Annotated in this window: 18 protein-coding genes; 5 read left to right on the top strand and 13 right to left on the bottom strand. The window is 63.9% G+C overall.

Translation table 11 applies throughout. The features are described 5' to 3' along the window. The first annotated feature begins 381 nt into the window (after positions 1–381). The 4 genes from BSP75_RS15465 (at position 382) to BSP75_RS15450 (ending at position 5,117) form a co-directional block, all read left to right on the top strand. Positions 382–1,380 carry a BMP family ABC transporter substrate-binding protein gene (locus BSP75_RS15465; RefSeq protein WP_042059443.1) on the top strand — a complete coding sequence of 333 codons (999 nt, stop codon included), beginning with the start codon at positions 382–384 and terminating at the stop codon, positions 1,378–1,380. A gap of 85 nt (positions 1,381–1,465) precedes the next feature. Then, positions 1,466–3,031: an ABC transporter ATP-binding protein gene (locus BSP75_RS15460; RefSeq protein WP_058052434.1), complete on the top strand. Its 1,566-nt coding sequence runs from the start codon at positions 1,466–1,468 to the stop codon at positions 3,029–3,031. Beyond that, a complete protein-coding gene (locus BSP75_RS15455; RefSeq protein ID WP_075113771.1) occupies positions 3,031–4,149 on the top strand; it encodes an ABC transporter permease in 1,119 nt (372 codons plus the stop codon). Before BSP75_RS15460 ends, BSP75_RS15455 begins: the two co-directional genes overlap by 1 nt. 2 nt (positions 4,150–4,151) lie before the next feature. Beyond that, positions 4,152–5,117: an ABC transporter permease gene (locus BSP75_RS15450; RefSeq protein WP_005342529.1), complete on the top strand. Its 966-nt coding sequence runs from the start codon at positions 4,152–4,154 to the stop codon at positions 5,115–5,117. Between the two features lie 85 nt (positions 5,118–5,202). Here the strand turns inward: BSP75_RS15450 and mgtE are convergent, their stop codons facing one another. The 11 genes from mgtE to BSP75_RS15395 form a co-directional block, all read right to left on the bottom strand. Further along, positions 5,203–6,627, bottom strand: a complete 1,425-nt coding sequence (gene mgtE, locus BSP75_RS15445) for a magnesium transporter (RefSeq protein WP_075113770.1) — start codon at positions 6,625–6,627, stop codon at positions 5,203–5,205. A 146-nt stretch (positions 6,628–6,773) separates the two neighbouring features. Then, a complete protein-coding gene (gene cysG, locus BSP75_RS15440; RefSeq protein ID WP_075113769.1) occupies positions 6,774–8,174 on the bottom strand; it encodes a siroheme synthase CysG in 1,401 nt (466 codons plus the stop codon). A gap of 12 nt (positions 8,175–8,186) precedes the next feature. Then, entirely contained in the window at positions 8,187–8,999 is an 813-nt protein-coding gene (gene nirC, locus BSP75_RS15435; protein WP_075113768.1) for a nitrite transporter NirC, read from the bottom strand. A gap of 137 nt (positions 9,000–9,136) precedes the next feature. Then, positions 9,137–9,454 carry a nitrite reductase small subunit NirD gene (nirD, locus tag BSP75_RS15430; RefSeq protein ID WP_075113767.1) on the bottom strand — a complete coding sequence of 106 codons (318 nt, stop codon included), beginning with the start codon at positions 9,452–9,454 and terminating at the stop codon, positions 9,137–9,139. Further along, entirely contained in the window at positions 9,454–12,000 is a 2,547-nt protein-coding gene (gene nirB, locus BSP75_RS15425) for a nitrite reductase large subunit NirB (protein WP_075113766.1), read from the bottom strand. The genes nirD and nirB overlap by 1 nt, the downstream gene beginning before the upstream one ends. A gap of 296 nt (positions 12,001–12,296) precedes the next feature. Further along, the gene (locus BSP75_RS15420) at positions 12,297–13,397 is read right to left on the bottom strand and encodes an ABC transporter permease (RefSeq protein WP_075113765.1); all 1,101 of its coding nucleotides are present in this window, start codon (positions 13,395–13,397) and stop codon (positions 12,297–12,299) included. 3 nt (positions 13,398–13,400) lie between these two features. Then, entirely contained in the window at positions 13,401–14,510 is a 1,110-nt protein-coding gene (locus BSP75_RS15415) for an ABC transporter permease (RefSeq protein ID WP_075113764.1), read from the bottom strand. Next, complete coding sequence (locus tag BSP75_RS15410; RefSeq protein ID WP_075113763.1) at positions 14,507–16,276, bottom strand: ATP-binding cassette domain-containing protein; 1,770 nt, start codon at positions 16,274–16,276, stop codon at positions 14,507–14,509. The genes BSP75_RS15415 and BSP75_RS15410 overlap by 4 nt, the downstream gene beginning before the upstream one ends. After that, a complete protein-coding gene (hlyD, locus tag BSP75_RS15405; protein WP_075113762.1) occupies positions 16,273–17,241 on the bottom strand; it encodes a secretion protein HlyD in 969 nt (322 codons plus the stop codon). The genes BSP75_RS15410 and hlyD overlap by 4 nt, the downstream gene beginning before the upstream one ends. A 174-nt stretch (positions 17,242–17,415) precedes the next feature. Further along, positions 17,416–18,057, bottom strand: a complete 642-nt coding sequence (locus BSP75_RS15400) for a TetR/AcrR family transcriptional regulator (protein WP_075113761.1) — start codon at positions 18,055–18,057, stop codon at positions 17,416–17,418. A gap of 132 nt (positions 18,058–18,189) precedes the next feature. Beyond that, complete coding sequence (locus BSP75_RS15395; protein WP_075113799.1) at positions 18,190–19,110, bottom strand: LysR family transcriptional regulator; 921 nt, start codon at positions 19,108–19,110, stop codon at positions 18,190–18,192. Positions 19,111–19,297: 187 nt separating this feature from the next. Between BSP75_RS15395 and BSP75_RS15390 the strand changes: the two genes are divergently transcribed. Beyond that, a complete protein-coding gene (locus BSP75_RS15390; RefSeq protein ID WP_075113760.1) occupies positions 19,298–20,686 on the top strand; it encodes an MFS transporter in 1,389 nt (462 codons plus the stop codon). A gap of 65 nt (positions 20,687–20,751) precedes the next feature. Here BSP75_RS15390 and hslU read toward each other — a convergent pair whose 3' ends face one another. Together hslU and hslV are read right to left on the bottom strand one after the other, a co-directional pair. After that, positions 20,752–22,080 (bottom strand): HslU--HslV peptidase ATPase subunit, encoded by a 1,329-nt coding sequence (gene hslU, locus BSP75_RS15385; protein WP_042059467.1) that lies wholly within the window; start codon positions 22,078–22,080, stop codon positions 20,752–20,754. A gap of 66 nt (positions 22,081–22,146) precedes the next feature. After that, entirely contained in the window at positions 22,147–22,680 is a 534-nt protein-coding gene (gene hslV / locus BSP75_RS15380) for an ATP-dependent protease subunit HslV (protein ID WP_005342555.1), read from the bottom strand. Positions 22,681–22,715: the final 35 nt, after the last annotated feature.

Below are 22,715 nucleotides of genomic sequence, written 5' to 3'. Positions count from 1 at the left end.
GGCGCAGAAAGAGGAGGCTCCGAGGTTTCCAGCTGTAGCCAACCCTTGCTCGCGCGGTTTGTAGGGATTTTGCGAGCCGGATCACGGGCTGGCAGGGGGGGCGGATGAATAAAAGGGGAAAACGGTTTACAGTAAGTTGCTGAACAATAAGTGAAATGTCGTTTGGGTCTTTTTGTTGGCAGCATAAAAAACTAAAAAGCAGCTAAAAAACAACTGCTTATAAGGTTATTTGCTTATAATTCAAACCGTTAACGCAAACGTTTTTCCCTTATCATTTGCTTGACCCGCATCGGGGCTGACTTAGAGTAAGCCTGCGTGCTAGATAGCCTGTTCTGACAGGCAAGCAAGTTCCCTCACTTAATAACAATCAAGGATACGATCGTGACTAAAGTGCTCAAGCTGGCCACCGTGGCCTCCCTCACTCTCGCTGCCCTCTCCGCTCAGGCTGCTTCCGAGCCGGCCGTCATTTATGACACCGCGGGCAAATATGACAAATCATTCAACGAAGCCGTGTTCCGTAACGGCGTCGAGCTCTACAACAAGGACAAAGGGGTCAAGGTCAAAGAGTTTGAACCCCAGAACGAAGCCCAGCGCGAGCAGGGTCTGCGTCGTCTGGCCAGCCGTGGCAACGGCCCGATCGTCGCGGTCGGTTTCAACATGGGCTCTGCCGTCGAGAAAGTGGCGACCGAGTTCCCGAAAACCCAGTTCACCATCATCGACATGGTGGTCGACAAGCCGAACGTCCAGTCTGTCATCTTCAAGGAGCATGAAGGTTCCTTCCTGGTGGGCGCGCTGGCTGCCATCGCCTCCAAGAGCGGCAAGGTTGGCTTCGTGGGCGGCATGGATATCCCGCTGATCCGCAAATTCCAGTGCGGTTACGAGCAGGGTGCCAAGTACGTCAATCCGAAGATCGAGGTGTACCAGAACATGGCGGGCTCTACCCCGGCCGCGTTTGCTGACCCGGCCAAAGGTGCCGAGCTGGCCAAGTCCCAGTTCGCCAAAGGCGCTGACGTGGTTTATGCCGCCGCAGGTGGCACCGGTATCGGTGTCTATCAGGCAGCCAAGGACAGCGGCAAGTTCGCCATCGGTGTGGACTCCAACCAGAACCACCTGCAACCGGGCACCATGCTGACCTCTATGGTCAAGTCTGTGGGTCTGGCCGCTTACCAGACCTGGGATGACGCTGCCAAAGGCGAGTGGAAGCCGGGTATCAAGAACCTGGGTCTGGCCGAAGGCGGTGTGGATTGGGCGCTCGACAAGGACAACGAGAAGCTGATCACCCCGGAAATGAAAGCCAAGGTGGATGCCATCAAGGCCGAGATCATCTCTGGCAAGGTCAAAGTTCATGACTACATGAGCGACAACACCTGCAAATACTAATTAGATAGTTGCTACGACTCTCAACGCACCACCGGCCCGCACGGGCCGGTTTTTAGTCTTATTTCATGAAACGCAGGGCTGCATCATGGACCAGACAGATCGCTATGCCATCGAATTAAGAGGTATCGATAAGCGGTTCGGCGAAGTGTACGCCAACAAGCTGATCGACCTTAAGGTTCGCAAAGGCAGTATCCACGGCATTGTCGGCGAAAATGGCGCCGGTAAGTCCACCCTGATGAGCATCATTTATGGTTTCTACCATGCCGACAAAGGCGAGATGCTGATCGACGGGAAACCGTTCAATCCCCATGGCTCACAAGATGCGATTGCCGCAGGCGTGGGCATGGTTCACCAGCACTTCATGCTGGTCAATAACTTCACCGTATTGGAAAACGTCATCCTCGGCGCTGAGAACGGCTGGCACCTTCAGCAGAGCGTGGCGTCAGCCGAAAAGCTGCTGGGCGAACTGGCGCGGGATTATGGCCTCGACGTGCCGTTGCACGAAAAGGTCGAAGATCTGCCGGTTGGCTTGCAACAGCGGGTCGAAATTCTCAAGGCGCTCTATCGCGGCGCCCGCATCCTGATCCTCGACGAGCCGACCGGGGTACTGACCCCGCAAGAGGCGGATCACCTGTTCGAGGTGCTGAAAAAGCTGCGGGATCAAGGGGCAACCATCATCCTTATCACTCACAAGCTGCGCGAGATCCTGGCCATTACCGATCAGGTCTCCATCATGCGCCGTGGCGAGATGGTGGCGCACGTCGCCACCAAGGATACCGACAAGGAGCAACTGGCCGAACTGATGGTGGGCCGCAAGGTGCGCCTCAAGGTCGACAAGGGGCCAACCCAGCCCGGTGAAGCCAAGCTGAAGATCGAAGGACTCAGCTACTTCGACGCCAGCAAGGTGGAGCGGGTCAAATCGGTCAGCTTCGAGGTGCGGGCCGGTGAAGTGGTCGGCATCGCCGGGGTCTCCGGTAACGGTCAGTCCGAACTGCTCAGCCTGCTTGGCGGCATTCTCAAGCCGAGCAAGGGTGGCTTCACCATCAGCAGCCGCAGCGGCGTGCACAAGGTGAGCGCGGAGCACCCGGCCGATCCCGAGCTGGTGCGCAATTACGGCCTCGGTCATGTGCCGGAAGATCGCCACAAGATGGGGCTGATCAACCGCTTCGAGGCGAAAGAGGCCTTCATTCTCGGTTATCACCGCCGCCCGCAATACAACAAGGGGTGGCTGCAGAACAAGGAGGCGATCCAGCAGGATTGTCAGGCCAAGATGGAGAAGTGGGACGTGCGCCCGCCCCATCCCGACCACAAGACCGCCAACTTCTCCGGTGGCAACCAGCAGAAGCTGGTGATCGCCCGTGAAGTGGAGCAGGACCCGGATGTGCTGTTGATCGGCCAGCCGACCCGCGGGGTCGATATCGGCGCCATCGAGTATATCCACCAGCAGATCATCGCCATGCGCGACAAGGGCAAGGCCGTCTTGCTGGTCTCGGTGGAGCTGGACGAGATCATGAGCCTCGCAGACCGGATTCTGGTCATTGCCGATGGTCGCATCGTCGGCGAGCTGGATGGTGCCAAGGCGGATGAACGCACCATTGGTCTGATGATGGCGAACATAGTGCCGGACGAAGTTGCCAAGGAGGCCCACTGATGAGCCAAGTACGTATTCCTGCCTGGGTCTCCGTAGGCGTCTTGTCTGCGGTCAATATCCTGCTGGCCTTCCTGGTGTCGGCCATTCTGTTCTACTACCTCGACATCAACCCGGTCGATGCCGCCAAGATCATGTGGTACGGCGCGTTCGGCACCGGTGAAGGGGTTGGCTTTACCCTCTACTACGCAACCGGCTTTATCTTTACCGGTCTGTCGGTGGCGGTCGCCTTCCACGCCGGTCTGTTCAACATCGGTGGTGAAGGTCAGGCCTATATCGGCGGTCTCGGTGTCGGTCTGGTCTGTCTGACGCTCGGCGATGTGCTGCCGTTTGCCCTGCTGTTGCCGCTCTCCATCATTGCCGGTGGTCTGTTCGGTGCTGCCTGGGCCTTTATTCCGGCCTGGCTGCAAGCCAAGCGCGGCAGCCATATCGTCATCACCACCATCATGTTCAACTTCATCGCCGCCTCGTTGATGGCCTATCTGCTGGTGGAGGTGTTCAAGCCGCCCGGCTCGATGGCGACCGAGAGCAAGGTGTTTGCCGAAGCAAGCTGGCTGCCCAAGATGAGCGGGCTGGCGAACCTGTTCGGGATGGAGATCCCCAACAGCCCGCTCAATATCAGCTTCTTCTGGGCGCTGATCTGTGCGGCGCTGGTGTGGGTCTTTATCTGGCACACCCGCTGGGGTTACGAGATCCGCTCGGTCGGGGCCAGCCAGAGCGCCTCCGCCTACGCCGGTATCTCCTATCCCAAGGTGGTGATCCTGGCGATGGTCATCTCCGGCATGCTGTCGGGCTTCTTTGCCCTCAACGTGCTGCAGGGGGAGCTGCACCAGATCAAGCTCAACTTCGTGGAAGGGTTCGGCTTCACCGGTATCGCGGTGGCGCTGATGGGGCGCAACCATCCGGTCGGCGTTATCATCGCCAGCCTGCTGTTCGGTTTCCTCTATCAGGGGGGCGCAGAGCTCAGCTTCGAGTTCGGTGTCGACCGCAACATCGTGGTGGTGTTGCAGGGTCTGGTGATCCTGTTCTGTGGCGCCCTTGAGCACATGATGCGTCCGCGCATCGAGCAGCTCTATCTGGCGTTTGCCAACCGCTCAGCCGCGCAAGCTAAAGGAGTCTGATCATGTTTGAAATTCTGATCCTGATGCTGGATGCGACCATCCGTACCGCGCCGCCCCTCATTCTCGCCGCCATGGCGGGCATGTTTTGCGAGCGCTCCGGGGTGGTCAACATCGCGCTGGAAGGCAAACTGCTGGCGGCAGCGTTCGCCAGTGGTGCGGCGGCGGCGGTCTCCGGTTCTGCCTGGGTAGGTCTGGGGGCCGGGGTGGGTGTCTCCATTCTGTTCGCCCTGATGCACGGCTTTGCCACCATCACCCACCGCGGTGATCAGGTGGTGAGCGGCATGGCCATCAACATTCTGGCGGCCGGTCTGACCGTCACCCTGGGCCGTTACTGGTTCGATCAGGGGGGCCAGACCCCGGCACTGTCCGGTGATGCCCGTTTCGCCCCCATTGACCTGCCCTATGCCAAGGAGCTGTGGGATGTGCCGGTGATCGGCCAGCTCTACAGCGAGCTGCTGAGCGGCCACTCCCTGCTGGAGTACGTGGCGTTTGCCTGCGTACCGCTGGCCTGGTGGGTGATGTTCCGTACCCGCTTCGGTCTGCGTCTGCGGGCGGTGGGCGAGGCACCCGCAGCGGTCGATACCGCTGGTATCTCTGTGGTGCGGATGCGCTACACCGCGCTCATTATCGGCGGCCTGCTGGCCGGTATCGGTGGCACCTATCTGGCGGTGGCCCAGACGGCTCAGTTCATCCCCAACATGAGTGCGGGCAAGGGCTTTATGGCACTGGCGGCGCTGGTGTTCGGCAAGTGGCGCCCCTGGAATGCCATGGCTGCCTGCCTGCTGTTCGGCTTCCTCGATGCAGTCGCCATCCGTCTGCAAGGGGTCAGCATCGGTGGCTTCGCCATTCCGGTGCAGGCCATCGAGGCACTGCCCTACATCCTGACCGTGTTCCTGCTGGCCGGTTTTATCGGCCGTGCGGTAGCACCCAAGGCGCTCGGTACACCCTATGTGAAGGAGCGGGAGTAGCGCCTTTTATCGCGATATTCCCGATCACACAGATAGCAGCAGGCCCACTTCGGTGGGCCTGTTTTTTTATGGATTGAGTGGCTGATTACAGCAGGAAAATGGTCGCCAGCCCGAGGAAGATAAAGAAGCCACCGGTGTCGGTGATGGCGGTGATCATCACGCTGGCCCCCACCGCCGGGTCGCGGCCGAGGCGGGTCATGGTCATGGGGATGATAACCCCCATCAGGGCGGCCACCAGCAGGTTGAGCATCATGGCCAGGGTCATCACGGCGCCGAGCGCCGCATCCTGATAGAGCAGGTAGGTGGCAAGCCCCATGGTGCCACCCCACACCAGCCCGTTGATAAAGGCGACCCCGAGTTCCCGCAGCAGCAGGAAGGAGAGGTTGCCCGCCTGAATGTGCTGCAGCGCCAGCGCCCGCACTATCATGGTGATGGTCTGGTTGCCGGTGTTGCCGCCGATCCCGGCGACGATGGGCATCAGGGCCGCCAGCGCCACCAGCTGGGAGATGGTGTGCTCGAACATGCCGATCACCCGCGAGGCGACAAAGGCGGTGCAGAGGTTCAGCGCCAGCCAGGCCCAGCGAGTCTTGACCGCCTTGCTGACAGGGGCGAACACGTCTTCATCCTCGCTGATACCCCCCATCCGGCGCAGGTCGGTATCACTCTCCTCATAGACCAGATCCACCACCTCTTCGACGGTGAGGCGGCCCATCAGCTTGCCCTTGCCATCCACCACGGCGGCGGAGAGCAGGTCATCCCGCTCGAAGGTGCGGGCGGCCGCTTCGTCGTTATCCTCCGGATCGAAGGTGACCGGATCCCGCTCCATCACATCGCTCACCAGGGTGGCGGGCTTGTGCAGCAGCACTGTGGTGAGGGCCAGCTCCCCCAGCAGGTGGTTGCGCCTGTCGATGACGAACAGCTTGTCGGTGTTGGCGGGGATCTTGCCGCGCAGCCGCAGATAGCGCTGCACCGTGGCCAGATTCACCTCGGGGCGGATGGTGATGATCTCGAAGTCCATCATGGCGCCGACGGTGTGCTTGCCGTAGCGGATCACCTCCCGCACCCGATCCCGTTCCTCGGGGGCCATGTAGGTGAGCAGCCGCCCCATCAGGTTGCGCGGCAGGTACTGGCCCAGATAGATCTGGTCGTCGATATCCAGGGTGCGCAGGGCGTGCAGCAGCTCCTTGTCGCTCATCCCGCTGATCAGGCTGTCCCACACCGTCTCCGACGCTTCGACCAGAATCTGGCCGCGTCTCTCTTCTTCCACCAGTGCCCACAAGGCATGACGCTCATCGGGCGGCAGCGACTCCAGCGCATCGGCGACGTCGGCGGCGGGTAGCCCGTTGACCAGCGCGGTGAGTTCGCTGGTCTGATCGCGCTGCTCGGCATCCTGCACCACCTGCGGGTCGAGCAGGCTGTCGGTGAGGGCGTCATCGCGCAGCAGCAGGGTGAGAATGCGAGATCTGTCATCCGCGCGCTGCCTGGCGCTGTTCTTGATGGGAAGAGACATGGGATGAATTCCTGAGAGGGTAGCCAAGGGCTCAATGCCCATAGGATACCAGACTTAAAACAGCAGGTTATGACCGTGATGGGAGAAGAGGGGGGTAAAAGTGAGGCCACCTGCTGGTGGCCTCATGGTTAGTTGCCGAGAATCCCTCAGGCGAGGGCGCGCTGAGCCTGTGGTACCGCGCCAAACCAGGCGAGCTGGTCGGCCAGCGTCACCACCGAGCCCACCATGATCAGCGCCGGACTCTCGACCCCCACCGCCAGCGCGGGCAGCTCATCGAGGGTGCCGCGAATGACCCGCTGGCAGGGCTGGGTGCCGCGCTCGATCAGCGCCACCGGGGTGTTGCTCGCCTTGCCGTGGGCCAGCAGCTGCTCGCGGATGGTGGCGCAGGAGGAGAGCCCCATATAGAACACCAGCGTCTGCTTGTCCTTGGCCAGCAGCGGCCAGTCGAGATCTCGGGCGCCCCCCTTGCCGTGAGCGGTGACGAAGCGCACGCTCTGGGCGTGGTCGCGATGGGTCAGCGGAATACCGGCGTAGGCGGCGCAGCCACTGGCTGCGGTGATCCCCGGCACCACCTGAAAGCCGATGCCGCTACCGACCAGCGTCTCCAGCTCTTCGCCGCCACGGCCGAAGATGAAGGGGTCGCCCCCCTTCAGCCGCACCACCCGTTGCCCCTTCTGCGCCTCCTCCAGCAAGAGCTGGTTGATCCCCTCCTGCGGTACGCAGTGGTTGCCCGCCTGCTTGCCGACGAAGATGCGTTTGGCATCCCGGCGCACCAGCGCCATCACCTCGTCGGAGACCAGTCGGTCATAGACCACCACGTCCGCCTGCTGCATCTGGCGCAGGGCGTGCAGGGTGAGCAGACCCGGATCGCCGGGACCGGCTCCCACCAGCACCACTTCGCCAGCGGTGTGGCTCTCGTCAGCAAACAGGTTGTCGGCCAGCTGGTGGGCAGAGGCGTGATCCCCCCGCGCCAGCGCCTGACCGAGCCGGTCGGCACCGAGCAGCCGCTCCCAGAAGCGGCGCCGCTCGCCCATGCTGGTGAAGCGGGCCTTGACCCGCTCCCGCAGGCTGCCAGCGAAGGTCGCCACGGCCCCCAGATGTTGCGGCAGCAGGGCTTCGAGTTTCTCCCGCAGCAGCCGGGCCAGCACCGGTGCCTTGCCGCCGGAGGAGATGGCCACCATCAGCGGCGAGCGGTCGATGATCGACGGCATGATGAAGCTGGAGCGTTTCGGGTCATCCACCACGTTGGCAAAGATCCGCGCCTGATTGGCGCTCTGGTAGACCAGGGCGTTCACCTCGCGCCGATCGGTGGCGGCCACCACCAGCCACTTGCCCGCCAGTTGCTGCGGCGCGAATTCACCGGCCAGCCACTCTATGCTCCCGTTGGCAGCCAGTTCCGCCAGCTCGGGGTCGAGCTCGGGCGCCACTACTGTGAGCTGGGCTCCGGCATCCAGCAGCAGGCGCGCCTTGCGCTCCGCTACCTCGCCACCGCCGACCAGCAGCACGGGTTTGTTGTCGAGTCGGCAAAAGATGGGCAAGTAGTCCATGGGGCCTCCTGATCAGGCGGTTTGGGTCTGGCTGGCAGTGGAGGTGGCTTTGCTCACCGCAACCGGGCGCTCAGCCTTGGGGGTGGCATACCAGTAGCCGAGGCCCATAAAGAGGGCACCGGAGACGGTGTTGCCCAAGGTCACCCACAGCAGGTTGTGGCCGATGCCGCCCAGGGTGTAGGCCTCGGAGTGGGCGCCAAACCAGGAGAGAGCGAACAGGGTCATGTTGGCGATGGAGTGCTCGTAGCCGGAGGCGATAAAGGCCAGCAGGCACCACCAGATGGCGATGAACTTGGCGGCCCCTTCGGTGCGCAGCGCCATCCAGATGGCGAGGCAGACCAGCCAGTTGCAGAGGATCCCCTTCATAAACAGGGTCAGGGCCGGTGCCTGAGTCTTGGCCAGCGCCACCTTGTGCGCCAGGCTGCCCGCGTCCGGCAGCAGGCTGCCGCCGTAGGAGTAGATGATCGCCACCACGATGGAGCCAATCAGGTTGCCCGCCCAGGTCTGTGGCAGGATGCGCAGCAGGTCGGCCATGGTGATCTTGCCGGTTTTCACCCCGAAGGTGAGGAACATGGTGTGGCCGGTGAACAGCTCGGAGCCTGCGATGATCACCAGCGTCAGGGCGATACCGAAGGTGGCCCCCATCACCAGCGGCCGGATGGCGGGATCCACCAGATTGCCGAGGGTGAAGATGAGGATGATGCCGAGGCCCACATAGGCCCCCGCCATGGCGGAGCTGAGCCAGAAGCCGAGCTTGTCGCTGCGCTCGAAGCGGTTGATGCGGGCCGCGTTGGCGGCGCACTTGTTAATGGTTTCCGTGTACATCTTGTGAGTCCTTGAAAGGGCAGCCCTCAGGCAGCCCGAAAGAGAGTGAAATCGGCTTTAGACGGCGACCCAGACCTGCTGGTCGCGTACTTCAACGGGGTATCCCTGTACCGACATAGATCCGGGGGTTGTCGACATCAGACGGCGACCCAGACCTGCTGGTCGCGCACTTCAACGAGGTAGCTCTGCACCGACATCGCCGGGTTGTCGAAGCAGTGGCCGTCGCTCAGACGAAAGCGCTGCTTCTTGAGCGGGCTGGCCACCCAGAGCTCGCCGTCGTGTTCGCAGATCAGGCCCCGCGACAGCACGTTGGCGGCGAAGAAGGGATCCCGGTTGTCGATGGCGAACACCTCGGCGGCCGCGCTCGGGCGAAACAGGGCGATCTGGCGACCTTCAATGAGTGCGCAGACGCCGGTGCCCGGCAGGATGTCGTTGAGTTGGCAGGCTAATTTCATCATTTGGTTTCCACCTCGATCTGGTAGACAGGGATGCGCTCGGCCGGGGTCGCCGGTCGGTGCTGATCGCGCTCGGCGACGAACTGAACGTCCGGGTCGCGCTTGTCGCTGTTGATGAAGTGGCTGAAGCGCTTGAGCGCCTCCTCTTCGTTGAGGGTGCGCGACCATTCGCACTCGTAGCTGTCGATGAGGGTCTGGATATCGCGCTCCAGCGTCTCGGCCAGCCCCAGCTTGTCGTCGACGATCACCTCGCGCAGGTAGTCGACGCCCCCTTCCAGATTGCCGAGCCAGACCGAGGTGCGCTGCAGTTTGTCGGCGCTGGTGACGTAGAGCATCATAAAGCGGTCGATCAACCGGACTAACGTTTCGCGGTCGAGGTCAGAGGCCAGCAGGTCGGCGTGGCGCGGCTTCATGCCGCCGTTGCCGCCCACATAGAGGTTCCAGCCCGCGTCGGTGGCGATGATGCCGACGTCCTTGCCCTGCGCTTCCGCACACTCGCGGGTACAGCCGGAGACGCCGAACTTCATCTTGTGGGGGGTGCGAATGCCCTTGTAGCGGTTCTCGAGGAAGACCCCGAGGCCAACGCTGTCCTGCACGCCGAAGCGGCACCAGGTGCTGCCGACGCAGGTCTTGGCCATGCGCAGCGCCTTGGCGTAGGCCTGACCGGTCTCGAAACCGGCCGCCAGCAGTTTGCGCCAGATGGCGGGCAGGTCATCCTTCCGGGCCCCGAACAGACCGATACGCTGGGCGCCGGTGATCTTGGTGTAGAGCTTGTAGTCGCGGGCCAATTCGGCCACCGCCAGCAGCCCCTCCGGGGTCACTTCACCACCGGCCATGCGCGGGATGACGGAGTAGCTGCCGTCCTTCTGCATGTTGCCGAGGAAGATGTCGTTGGTGTCCTGCAGCGGGGTGTTGCGCGGGCTCAGCACATGCTCGTTCCAGCAGGAGGCGAGGATGGAGCCGACGGTCGGTTTGCACACCTCGCAGCCATAGCCCTGACCGTGTTTGGCCAGCAGCTCGTCGAAGCTCTTGATCCCCTCCACCTTGACCAGATGGAACAGCTCCTGACGGGAGTGGGGGAAGTGGGCGCAGAGGTGGTTGTTGACCTCGATGCCCTGCTTCACCAGCTCGGCGTTGAGCACCTGACTGATGAGCGGCACACAGCCGCCACAGCCGGTACCGGCCTTGGTGTGCTGCTTGATGGCGGCCAGGGTGGTGTGACCCTCGGTCACCGCCTTGGCGATGTCACCCTTGGAGACGTCGAAGCAGGAGCAGATCTGGGCGCTTTCCGGCAGGGCATCCACCCCCAGCGTCGGCTTGGCACCGGCGTAGGCGGGCAGGATCAGGGTGTCCGGGTGGCTCGGCAGCGGCAGGGCGTTGAGCATCATCTGCAGCAGGTTGCCGTAATCTTCCACGTCACCCACCAGCACGGCGCCGAGCAATCGGCTGTTGTCTTCGCTCACCACGATCTTCTTGTAGACGCCTGCCTGATCGTCCTGAAACACATAGCTGTGGCTGCCCGGGGTGCGGCCGTGGGCATCGCCAATGGAGCCGACGGAGACGCCGAGCAGTTTCAGCTTGGCGCTCATGTCCGCCCCTTCGAAGCGGCTGTCGCCGCCGAGCAGATGGTCGACGGTGATCTGGGCCATCTTGTAGCCCGGTGCCACCAGCCCGAAGAAGCGCCCCTGCCAGGCGGCGCACTCGCCGATGGCATAGATGTCGGGGTCTGAGGTGAGGCAGTGATCGTCGATGACGATGCCACCGCGCTCGGCGATGTCGAGATCGCCGTAGCGGCCGAGGGTATCTTGCGGGCGAATGCCGGTGGAGAAGACCACCACGTCCACTTCAAGCTGGCTGCCATCGGCAAAGGCGAGGCGGTGCTTCGCCTGTTCGCCGCCATGCATCAGGATCTCGCTGGTGCTCTTGCTGGTGTGAACCTGCACGCCCATGGATTCAATCTTGCGGCGCAGCAGCTGACCGCCCTGACCGTCGAGCTGCTCGGCCATCAGCACCGGCGCAAACTCCACCACGTGGGTCTCGAGACCCAGCGCCTTGAGGGCGCCGGCGGCTTCGAGGCCAAGCAGGCCGCCCCCGATCACCACCCCGCTCTTGCCGCTCTTGGCGGCGCTGCGGATGGCTTTCAGATCCTCGATGGTGCGATAGACGAAGCACTCGTGGTGCTGACTGCCTGCAATGGAGGGCACCCAGGGGTAGGAGCCGGTGGCCAGCACCAGCTTGTCGTAGCCGACCACAGTGCCCTTGTTGGAGTGCACTTCGCGGTTGGCCCTGTCGATTGTTTTCACCGCTTCGCCGAGCAGCAGGCGGATGCCGTGCTTGTCGTAGAAACCGGGTTTGACGAGGGAGAGATCTTCGCTGGTGTGATGGGAGAAGTAGGAGGAGAGATGGACGCGATCGTAGGCGGGACGGGGTTCTGCACCGAAGACGGTGATCTCGTAGCGGCCCGGGTCGGCCCGCTCGATCAGCTCTTCGATGAAGCGGTGCCCCACCATGCCGTTGCCCACAACGACCAGTCTGACTTTGCTCATAGTTGCCTCAAGTTTGGAGTAATAAAACATCATTCTGGGGCTAGGCTACCCAGTCAGTCGGGGCGGGCGATTGATGCAAATCAAGTGTCTATTTATATATCTCGTCAGGGGTAATTCGATAAAATTCAAAGATATACAAAAATAGGTATACCAGTTGATGATTTCTGTGCTGGCCTGGAGTGAGGGATGTCTGAGAGCAAGCTCGCTTTAGCAAAAGCCGGGGAGTGAAAACTTCTGTCGAAAAAAGGCCAGCCTCGCGCTGGGCGAGACCGGCATCAGCTGATCAAGATAGCGCGTCAGGCGATATGGCGGCGGAACATGGCGAGCGCCAGCGACAGGGTGACCCCGGCGATGGCGAGCAGCGGCCAGAGCAGGGGCCAGGCGGCCGACCAGTCAAACCCCTTGAGGAAGACCCCCTTGAGCAGCACGATGAAGTGGGTGAGGGGGTCGATGGCCGCCAGCCACTGGAACACCTGCGGCATGTTCTCCACCGGCGAGATGTAGCCCGAGAGGATCACCGCCGGTACGGTGAAGGAGAAGACCCCGAGAAAGGCCTGCTGCTGGGTCGAGCAGAACGACGAGATGAAGAGCCCGATCCCGGCCAGCGCCAGCCCGTAGCAGACCATGCCCGCCATCAGCAGGCTGAGGCTGCCGGCAAAGGGGAGGTGAAAGACAAAACGGGCGGCCAGCGCGACTATGCACCCTTGCCCCACCGCCACCATGATGCCGGGCACCGCCTTGCCCGCCATGATCCAGCCTGCGGTGAGGGGGGAGACCAGCAGCTGATCGAAGGTGCCCTCCTCCCGCTCCCGCGCGACCGAGAGGGCGGTAACGATCAGGCAGCCGGTGGTGGTGATGATGGCCACCAGCGCCGGCAGGATATGCCAGTGGAACTCGACGTTGGGGTTGTAGAGGTTGCGTACCGCCAGTTCGGGCTGCGCCTTGCCTTCGCTCCTTTCTTCATTCTGCCAGCGGGCGATCACCTGACTGATGTAGCCCGCCGCCACCTGACCGCCGTTGGAGCGGCGCCCGTCGATAATCAGCTGCACCTTGGCCGGTTCGCCGCGCGCCAGTCGGCGCGAGAAATCGCCCGGAATAATCAGCCCGAGCAGCGCCTGCTGCCCAGTGATGGCTTCGGTCATGCCCGCCTCGCCCTGCACCGGGATGATGGTGGTGAAGGCGGGCATATGGGTGAGGCGTTCCAGTAGCTCACGGCTCTGGGCGCCGCCATCCTGGTTGTAGATGGCCAGCGTGTTGCCGGTCACCTCCAGAGTGGCGGCGAACGGGAAGAGGGCTGTCTGCAGCAGCACCGGCATGATGAGCAGAAAGCGCCCCTGGGTATTGCCCATCAGGGCCTGCAGCTCTTTTCGGATCAGCCACCAGAGTCGGATCAGCATGGGTTACTCCAGAGTGCGCCGCGTCTTGCGGGCGGTCAGGGCCAGCCAGAAACCGGCCAGCAGCAGCAGACAGAAACCGTTGACCAGCAGGATCGAGAAGACGCTGCCCGCCTGATAGAGGGTCTGCAGCGAGCTGGCGAAGTAGCGGGCCGGAATGAGGTGAGTGATGGCCCGCAGCAGCGGTGGCATGCTGGCGATCTCGAACACGAAGCCCGATAGCATCACGGCGGGCAGAAACGCGGCGATCAGCGCAGCTTGCGCGGCGTTGAACTGGCTGCGCATCACGGTGGAGAGGAACAGCCCGAGTCCGAGGGCGCTGCCGAGAAAGACGCTGGTGACCAGAAAGAGCAGCAACAGGGAGCCGCGCCACGGTACTTCCATTACCGCCACCGAGAAGAGCAGGCAGAGCAGCATGGCGATGATGCCAAGGCCATAGTAGGGCAGCAGCTTGGAGAGTAGCAGCTCCCCCTTGGTGACCGGGGTGGCGAGCAGCGCCTCCATGGTGCCGCGCTCCCACTCCCGCGCCACCACCAGCGAGGTGAGCAGGGCCCCAATGATGGTCATCACCACTGCAATGGAGCCCGGCACCAGAAAGTTGCGGCTCACCAGCGCCGGATTGAACCAGGCGCGGCTCTCTATCGACACCGGCATGGCGACCCCCTCGCCAGCGAGCCACCCCTGCCAGATCCCCTGCACATAGTTGGTGACGAAGTTGGCGGTGTTGGGCTCGGAGCCGTCGGTCAGCAGCAGCGCCTGCGGCGTGCCATTGCCCTGACCGGCCATGGCGCGGGAGAAGCCGTCATCGATCACCAGCAGGCCGCGGATCTCGCCACGGGCCAGACTGGCGAGCAGGGACTCCTGGCTCGGGCCGCTGTGGATCTCCAGCGCGGTAGAGCCGCGCAGGGCCTGCTCCAGCCGCACCGCAGGGGTGCCGCTGTCGGTACGCCAGATGCCGAGACGCAGGTGGTCCACATCCAGATTGATGGCGTAACCCATCACCACCAGCAGCACCACCGGCATGATGAAGGCGATGAGGATGCTGCTCGGGTCGCGGACGATTTGCAGCGTCTCCTTGCGGCAGAGGGCCAGCAGTCGCCGACGGTTGATGCTCATGCGTCCCCCTCGCTGGCCCGCTCGACCAGGGTGATAAAGGCCTCTTCCATTGTTGGCAAAGAACAGGTCGGCAAGGAGCCGGTTGGCAAAGAGGTCGCCGCCTCTTTGGCCGCCAGCCCCTTGAGATCGTCCGGGGTGCCGAGCGCCAGCAGCTTGCCGCGATAGATGAGAGCAATGCGGTCGCAATACTCCGCTTCATCCATAAAGTGGGTGGTGACCAGCACGGTGACGCCGTGATCGGCCAGCGCGTTGATGTGGGACCAGAACTCGCGTCGGGTCACCGGATCGACCCCGGAGGTGGGCTCGTCGAGAAACAGCAGCGGCGGCTCGTGCAGCAGGGCGCAGGCGAGTGAAAGACGCTGGCGCAGACCGAGCGGCAGGGATTCCGCCTTCTGATCGAGCCAGGGGGCGAGGGCAAAGGCAGTCACCATGGCGTCGATCCGAGTCTGCTGGTGGCGGCCGAACAGGCCGTAGATACCGGCGAAGAAGGAGAGGTTCTGCGCCACGGTAAGCTGCTTGTAGAGGGAGAACTTCTGCGCCATGTAGCCGAGGCGCTGGCGTGCCGCCGAGGGGCTGTGGGCCAGATCGATGCCGGTCACCAGTGCCTGCCCCTCGCTCGGGCGCAGCAGGCCGCACTCCATCTTGAAGGTAGTGGACTTGCCCGCCCCGTTGGGGCCGAGCAGGCCGAAGATCTCGCCGCGGCGCACCGCAAAGCTGACATCATCGGTGGCGGCAAAATCGCCGAAGCGCTTGGTGAGGTGGCGCGCCTCGATCACCGCCTCGGGGGAGACCCCTTGCGGCAGTTCGGCTTCCCGCATCCCGGTCGCCAGACTCGATTCCCCGCCGGGGCCGCCGCCGAGCAGGTCGATAAAGGCATCCTCCAGCCGGGGCTGGGCCGGTTGAAAGGCGCCGTTGGCCAGCTGTAGCTCCGGGAGCTGCGGGGGCGTCATACCCGGGTGCAGCAGCAGGCGAACCCGCTCCCCCGCCACCGCGCCATCCATCACCGTCGGGTGAGCCAGTGCCCGGCGCAGCAGGGCGCGCCGCTCGCGGCCATCCAGTTGCCCCGCCTCCAGCAGCCAGCAGCGGCTGGCCATGGCCCCCATCAGAGCGGCTGGCGTGCCACTGGTGCGCACCTCGCCATCTGCCATCAGCAGCACGTGGTCGCACAGCTCCGCCTCGTCGAGATAGGCGGTGCTCCAGAGCACCGTCATCCCCCCTTTGGCCAGCTCGCGCACCATCTGCCAGAGGGCGCGGCGGGAGATGGGATCAACCCCGACCCCGGGTTCATCGAGCAGCAGCACATCCGGGGTGCCGAGCAGGGCGCAAGCCAGCCCGAGTTTCTGCTTCATCCCACCAGAGAGCTTGCCTGCCGGCCTTGCGGTGAAGCGGGCAAGATCGGTGAAGGCGAGCAGCCGCGCGAAGGTGGGCGTGCGTTCGGGCTCCAGTACGCCGCGCAAGTCAGCGTAGAGGGTGAGGTTCTCCAGCACGCTGAGATCCTCGTAGAGGCCGAACTGCTGGGGCATGTAGCCGAGGCGCTGACGCAGCAGGTCCCCCTCGCTCACCGGGTCCAGCCCCAGCACCCGGATGGTGCCCGCTTCGGGGATCAGCAGACCGGCCAGCAGGCGTAGCAAAGTGCTCTTGCCCGCGCCGTCGGGGCCGACCAGCCCGGTGATGCCGCCAGCCGGAATGGTGGCCGAGATGGCATTGAGGGCGACCCGCTCGCCAAAGCGTTTGGTGAGCCCCTCAAGGGAGATGGCGCAGCTCATGGCACCAGCCTGACGGTGACCGGCATCCCTTGGCGCAGGGCCGGGTCGGGATCCTGCACCACGATGCGCAGCCGGTAGACGAGGTGAGTGCGCAGGTCAGGCGTCTCCACCGATTTCGGGGTGAACTCGGCGGTCGGCGAGACAAAGCCCACCACCCCGTGATAGGGCTGATCCGGCCGCGAGTCGGTGGTGAGGGTCACTTTGGCGCCGCTCGGGAAGTGGCCGAGCCAGGGCTCCTCCACATAGGCGCGCACCCAGACCGGCGCGGTCAGGGAGAGGTTGAAGGCGGTCGCTCCGCTCTGCACCATGCTGCCATTCTCGATGGCGCGGCTGATGATGATGCCGTCGCTGGGGGCGGTCAGGTTGGCATCTGCCAGCGCCAGTTCGGCACTGGCAAGCGCCGCATTGGCCCCTTCCAGCTGGGCATCGGACTGGGCGATTTCCTCTGGGCGGTAGCCGGTTTCGAGCTGGGCGAGCTGCTCGCGGGCGGAGCGTACCTGTGCCTGGGTCTGATCTCGCTGGGAGCGGGCGGTATCGAGCTGACCGCGGGAGATGGCGCCGGTGGCTGCCAATGCGCTCTGGCGGCGCCACTGCTGGTCGGCCTCCAGCGCAGCGGCTTCGGCGGCGGCCAGTGCGGCCCGGGCGCGGTCGGTCTCTTCGCTGCGATAGCCTTTGTGGATCAAGGCGTTGGCGGCAGTGATCGCAGCCAGATTGGCGCGGGCGCTGTCGCGGCTATGGGTGAGGGGAACCGGATCGAGGCGGGCCAGCAGTTGACCGGCTTTTACGTTATCCCCCTCATCGACCAGCACCTGATCGACGCGGCCACCGACCCGAAAGGCCAGATTGACGTCGCGAATATCGACGTTGCCGTAGAGGATGGATCCGTCGGCCGGGCGCCCCTGCCACCAGAGGTAGCCACCGATAACGGTTAGCAGCAGGGCCACGATTGCAATGCGTTTTTTCATGCTGCTTCTCCTTGAAGATGGCACTGCAATCAGAGGTAACCACTGAGAACGGTCAGCAACAGGGCCACGATGGCAATGCGTTGCTTCATACCACTTCTCCTTGAGGATGGCTTTGCAACCAGAGGTGACCACTGAGAACGGCCAGCAGCAGAGCTGCCATTGCGATGCGTTGCTTCATAGCGCTTCTCCTTCCTTCATGTCGGTGGGGCGCAGGCCGCGCAGGGCCCATACCAGCCGCTGTCTGGCAGCCTCGGGGTTGTCTATCTGGCTGAGAAACGGGGCGGCCTGTTCGGGCAGCCAGCCGAGCTGACGATCGCTGCCGGCGATCACCAGCGGCAGGCCGACCGAGCCCATGATGAAGATCATCAGCTGGAGCGGGTGGCCCGCGACCAGCGACCCTTCCGCCTGTGCCATGCGCACCTGCTCGATCAGCAGCAGAGGGTGGCGGCGCGGCAGGCTGAGCAGAAAGCGCTGGGCCGCCCCTTCGCCAGCCAGCGCATCGCCAAACAGGTGGTTGATAAAGCCACGCTGGCGCGCCACCAGTCCGATCAGCGCCTCCATGGTCGCTTCGAACATGGCGATGGCTGAGGGGTAGGAGCCTTTGGCTGCCACCGCTTTGAGCTCGTCATAGAGGGGGGCGTACCAGAGCTCGACCAGCTCGTCGATAAAGGCGTCGCGGTTGCCGAAGTGGTAGACGAAGGAGCCGAGGTTTACCCCGGCCGCCGCCGCCAGCTCGCGTACCGTCAGGCCGCGCAGCCCCTTCTCGGTAGCGATGGCGAGGCCGGTATCGAGCAGTTGTTGACGAGTGGGGTGCATCTGGCAAGACTCCTTCTGAACAGATTTCGATCTGAATTATACGGTCGTATAAATTCGAAGGAAGGGGCTGACCGATCTTTTTTTGAACAAGGGGCGGGCAGGAAGCCGGGTTCTCTCGCCGGGGAGTCGGGATCAGGTGACCCGGGTCTTCCCTCCATAGGGGGCGTGGGCGCAGATCTCGCGGATGAGGGTGCGCAGCCAGCGGTGAGCTGGGTCGGCGTCCTGACTGGGGTGCCAGATCAGGGCGACCCTGATCCCTGCCAGCGGGAAGGGCAGGGGCAGGGTCACCAGATCGGCGTGCAGGGCGACGCAGTGCCGTTCGGGCACGGTCGCTACCAGGTCGCTGCCCCGCACCAGGGTCAGGGCAGTGGCAAAGCCGGGGACCAGGGTCGCCGCCTCGCGTGTCAACCCGAGGCGCGCCAGGGCCTCGTCTATGGGGCCCTGCTCCAGCCCGCGCCGCGACACCAGTATGTGGCGGGCTGCGGCATAGCGGGCGGCGGTCAGGGGGCCCCCGCACAGGGGGTGGCCCGGACGCACCACGGCGACGAAGTGATCCTGAAACAGCGCCTGGGTACGCAGCTCTGGCGCCGTCTCTGCGCCTATGACGCCGGTTTCGAAATCCAGTTCGCCGCTGCGCAGGGGGCGGCTCCCCTTGTCGGGTTTGGCCAGAAAGTGCAGCCTGACCCCGGGGGCCTCGGCGGCGAGCCGCGCCAGCAGGGCAGGGCCGACCGCCTCCACGAAGCCGTCGCTGGATCTCAGGCGAAAGGTGCGCACCAGGCTGGCCGGATCTATCTCCTGCTGGGGGCGTAGCACGGCTTGCGCATCCTGCACCAGCTGACTGACCTGATCGCGCAGGGCCAGGGCACGCGGCGTGGGCACCAGACCCCGGCCCGCCCTGACCAGCAGGGGGTCACCCGTGGTCTCCCGCAGCTTGGCCAGGGCCCGGCTCATGGCGGAGGAGCTCAAGGAGAGTCGCCTGGCGGCACCGGCCACACTGCCTTCGTCCAGCAGGGCATCCAGAGTCAGCAGCAGATTGAAGTCGGGGGTATTCATGGCATTGCCCTCGCCGAACCGGGGATCCCGGATGATGACCCATGACGGTCGATTGGCTTCATCATACGCGAGAACCCCGCTCTTCATATGGCGTCTCATGCAGCTATAAGCTGCAAGTCGTGCGTCTTCCGCCAGCTCATGCCCCCCGCTAGCCTTGTGGGCATCATCCTCTGCCGGAGACAGTGCCATGTCACAATACAAGTCGCTCCTGACCCCTGCCGCTCGCCGCCTCGGCCTGCTGGCACTCGGCCTCGCCACCCTGCTGCCCATGTTGGGAGGGAGTCTGGCCAGCATGGTGCTGCCAGCCCTGGAGCAGGCTTTTGCGGTGCCCTTTGCCAGCCTGCAGTGGGTGCTGGTGGCCTATCTGCTGGGGATAACCTGCCTGACTGTGGTGGCTGGCCGACTGGGGGACAGGTTCGGTCGGCGTCGTCTGCTGCTCCTGGGGCTAGGGCTCTTTGCGCTGGCCTCGTTGCTGTGCGCCCTGGCGCCGACCATAGGCTGGCTGATCGCAGCCCGTGTCCTGCAGGGGGGCGCAGCGGCCTGCATGCTCTCCCTGGCGCTGGCCATGGTGGGCCAGCTGGTGCCAGCGGCTCGGCGGGGTTGGTGTATGGGGCTGCTCGGTACCCTGTCGGCCTGTGGTACGGCGCTCGGCCCCTCCTTTGGCGGCCTGCTGACGGCCGGCTTTGGCTGGCAGGCCCCCTTCCTGCTGCTGGTGCCCCTCAGCCTGCTGGCGCTGGGCTGTGCCTGGCTTGGCTTGCCTTGGGACAGCTCCTCGCCACAAAAGGAGGGGATGAACCTCACGAGCCTGTCACTGCTGGTAGCGGCCCTGCTCTGCTACGGCCTGACGCTGACCCTGGGGGGCTCTCTGGCCCTCTGGTGGGGTGTGGGGGCCCTGTTGGTCACGGCCTCGTTCGTTCGCCTCGAGCGCAACGCCCCTGTACCCCTGTTGCCGCTGGCGCTGCTGGGGGCCCCGGGGCTGCGCAACGGCCTTGTCGCCAGCGCCCTAGTGGCCAGCGTCATGGTGCTGACCCTGCTCATAGGCCCCTTCTACCTGAGGGGCGTCTTCGGTCTCGATCTGGGGACTGTCGGTCTGATGATATCGGGCGGGCCCCTGCTGGCGGCTCTGACGGGCATGCCCGCCGGCTGGCTGGTGGACAGGCTGGGTGCGCGGCAGGTGATCCGGCTGGGGCTGTCAGTCATGGGGGCTGCGGCCCTCGGCCTGGTCGGGGCGGCGGGGCAGTTCGGCCCGCTCGGCTACCTGCTGCCCATCCTGCTGCTGACCGCCGGCTATGCCTTGTTCCAGACAGCTAACAACAGTGCCGTGGTGGGGGCTGCGAGTGAGCAGACCAAGGGCGCTGTAGCCGGTTTGCTGACCCTGTCGCGCAATCTGGGCCAGCTGACCGGGGTGGCTGGGCTCGGCGGCCTGTTCGCCGCCCTGGTGGGAGAGCAGGGCCTGACCCTGGCCAGCGAGCTGGTGTTTGGCGCCCGGGCCCTCTTCACCCTGAGCGCCCTGCTGATTGGCCTGGCGCTCTGGCTGGTGGGTCGCCGCCGGAAGGGGGGGCTGGCCAGCGCCTGAGCTGGAGCAGAAACGCATACAAAAACGCCTCCGCGAAGGGAGGCGTTTTATCGGGAGGGGCGCGCTTACAGAATAAAGCGGCTCAGATCCTCATCCTCGATCAGCTTGCCGAGGTGGGCGTTGACGTAGTCGGTGTCGATGACAAAGGTCTCGCCGGACTTCTCGGAGGCGTCGTAGGAGATATCTTCCATCAGGCGCTCCATCACTGTGTGCAGGCGACGGGCACCGATGTTCTCGGTACGCTCGTTGACCTGCCAGGCCGCTTCGGCCAGACGGCGGATGCCATCCTTGGTGAACTCGATGTTGACCCCTTCGGTGGCCATCAGCGCCTTGTACTGATCGGTCAGCGAGGCGTTCGGTTCGGTCAGGATGCGCTCGAAGTCATCAGTGGTCAGCGCGGTCAGCTCGACCCGGATCGGCAGACGGCCCTGCAGCTCGGGGATGAGATCTGACGGCTTGGCGATCTGGAAGGCGCCGGAGGCGACAAACAGGATGTGGTCGGTCTTGACCATGCCGTGCTTGGTGTTGACGGTGCAACCCTCGACCAGCGGCAGCAGGTCGCGCTGTACCCCTTCACGGGAGACATCGGGGCCAGAGCTCTCGCCGCGTTTGCAGATCTTGTCGATCTCGTCGAGGAAGACGATGCCGTTGTTTTCGACCGCGGCGATCGCTTTCTGCTTCAGCTCTTCCGGATTGACCAGACGGGCCGCTTCCTCTTCGATCAGCGCCTTCATGGCCTCTTTGACCTTGATCTTGCGCTTCTTCTTCTGGTTCTGGCCCAGGTTCTGGAACAGCCCCTGCAGCTGGTTGGCCATCTCTTCCATGCCCGGCGGGGTCATGATTTCGACGCCCATCGGGGAGGCGGAGAGCTCCAGCTCGATCTCTTTGTCATCCAGCTGACCTTCCCGCAGTTTCTTGCGGAAGATCTGGCGGGTGTTGGAGTTGTCGGCTTTCTCTTCCTCACCCCAGGTGTTGCGCGGGTTGGGCAGCAGGGCGTCGAGGATGCGCTCTTCGGCGGCTTCCTCGGCGCGATATTTCATCTTCTCCATCTCGGTTTCGCGCACCAGCTTGATGGCGGCATCGGTCAGATCGCGGATGATGCTGTCCACTTCCTTGCCGACATAGCCCACTTCGGTGAACTTGGTCGCTTCCACCTTGATGAAGGGGGCGTTGGCCAGCTTGGCCAGACGACGGGCGATCTCGGTCTTGCCGACACCGGTCGGGCCGATCATCAGGATGTTTTTCGGGGTTACTTCATGGCGCATCTCTTCGTCGAGTTGCATCCGGCGCCAGCGGTTGCGCAGGGCAACGGCAACGGCGCGCTTGGCATCGGCCTGACCAATGATGTGACGATCCAGCTCGTGGACGATTTCTCTCGGGGTCATCTCGGACATGATGGTGTTCCTGTATCCGGGGCGGGCAGGGCCCACCCCTTGGAGAATGGGGTTTGGCTGGTGGCCTTATTTGGCTGCGTAGTCCAGCACTTCAATGGTGTGGTTGCCGTTGGTGAAGACGCAGATGTCGCCCGCAATCTTGAGGGACTTCTCGACAATGGTCCTGGCATCCAGCTCGGTGTTTTCCAGCAGCGCGATGGCGGCGGACTGGGCGAAGTTGCCGCCGCTGCCGATGGCGATGAGATCGTGCTCCGGCTGCACCACGTCACCGTTGCCGGTGATGATGAAGGATTTGTGTTCGTCGGCCACGGCCAGCAGCGCTTCAAGGCGGCGCAGGGCGCGATCGGTGCGCCAATCTTTGGCCAGCGCCACGGCGGCGCGCTCCAGATTACCCTGATGGGCCTGCAGTTTTGCTTCGAAACGCTCGAGCAGGGTGAAGGCGTCGGCGGTACCGCCAGCGAAACCGGCCAGTACCTTGCCGTTATAGAGGCGATGAACCTTGCGGGCGTTGCCCTTCATGACGGTGTTGCCAAGAGAGACCTGGCCATCGCCACCGATGACGACCTGACCGTTGCGGCGAACTGAAACTATGGTAGTCACTTTACTTACCTCGCTTGAGCCGAATGACGGCCTGA

It is taken from the genome of Aeromonas sp. YN13HZO-058 (assembly GCF_001921245.1).
Lineage (GTDB): Bacteria > Pseudomonadota > Gammaproteobacteria > Enterobacterales > Aeromonadaceae > Aeromonas > Aeromonas allosaccharophila.
This window is presented reverse-complemented; position numbering and strand designations above follow the sequence as displayed.

Bases quoted from the DNA above. Each gene is read 5' to 3' on its own strand.
- BSP75_RS15395 (WP_075113799.1), bottom strand. From the start codon at position 19,110: ATGAATACCCCCGACTTCAATCTGCTGCTGACTCTGGATGCCCTGCTG.
- nirD (WP_075113767.1), bottom strand. From the start codon at position 9,454: ATGAAATTAGCCTGCCAACTCAACGACATCCTGCCGGGCACCGGCGTC.
- BSP75_RS15420 (WP_075113765.1), bottom strand. From the start codon at position 13,397: ATGCTGATCCGACTCTGGTGGCTGATCCGAAAAGAGCTGCAGGCCCTG.
- cysG (WP_075113769.1), bottom strand. From the start codon at position 8,174: ATGGACTACTTGCCCATCTTTTGCCGACTCGACAACAAACCCGTGCTG.
- BSP75_RS15455 (WP_075113771.1), top strand. From the start codon at position 3,031: ATGAGCCAAGTACGTATTCCTGCCTGGGTCTCCGTAGGCGTCTTGTCT.
- BSP75_RS15415 (WP_075113764.1), bottom strand. From the start codon at position 14,510: ATGAGCATCAACCGTCGGCGACTGCTGGCCCTCTGCCGCAAGGAGACG.
- BSP75_RS15460 (WP_058052434.1), top strand. From the start codon at position 1,466: ATGGACCAGACAGATCGCTATGCCATCGAATTAAGAGGTATCGATAAG.
- mgtE (WP_075113770.1), bottom strand. From the start codon at position 6,627: ATGTCTCTTCCCATCAAGAACAGCGCCAGGCAGCGCGCGGATGACAGA.
- BSP75_RS15410 (WP_075113763.1), bottom strand. From the start codon at position 16,276: ATGAGCTGCGCCATCTCCCTTGAGGGGCTCACCAAACGCTTTGGCGAG.
- BSP75_RS15400 (WP_075113761.1), bottom strand. From the start codon at position 18,057: ATGCACCCCACTCGTCAACAACTGCTCGATACCGGCCTCGCCATCGCT.
- nirC (WP_075113768.1), bottom strand. From the start codon at position 8,999: ATGTACACGGAAACCATTAACAAGTGCGCCGCCAACGCGGCCCGCATC.
- hslU (WP_042059467.1), bottom strand. From the start codon at position 22,080: ATGTCCGAGATGACCCCGAGAGAAATCGTCCACGAGCTGGATCGTCAC.
- BSP75_RS15390 (WP_075113760.1), top strand. From the start codon at position 19,298: ATGTCACAATACAAGTCGCTCCTGACCCCTGCCGCTCGCCGCCTCGGC.
- hlyD (WP_075113762.1), bottom strand. From the start codon at position 17,241: ATGAAAAAACGCATTGCAATCGTGGCCCTGCTGCTAACCGTTATCGGT.
- BSP75_RS15450 (WP_005342529.1), top strand. From the start codon at position 4,152: ATGTTTGAAATTCTGATCCTGATGCTGGATGCGACCATCCGTACCGCG.
- nirB (WP_075113766.1), bottom strand. From the start codon at position 12,000: ATGAGCAAAGTCAGACTGGTCGTTGTGGGCAACGGCATGGTGGGGCAC.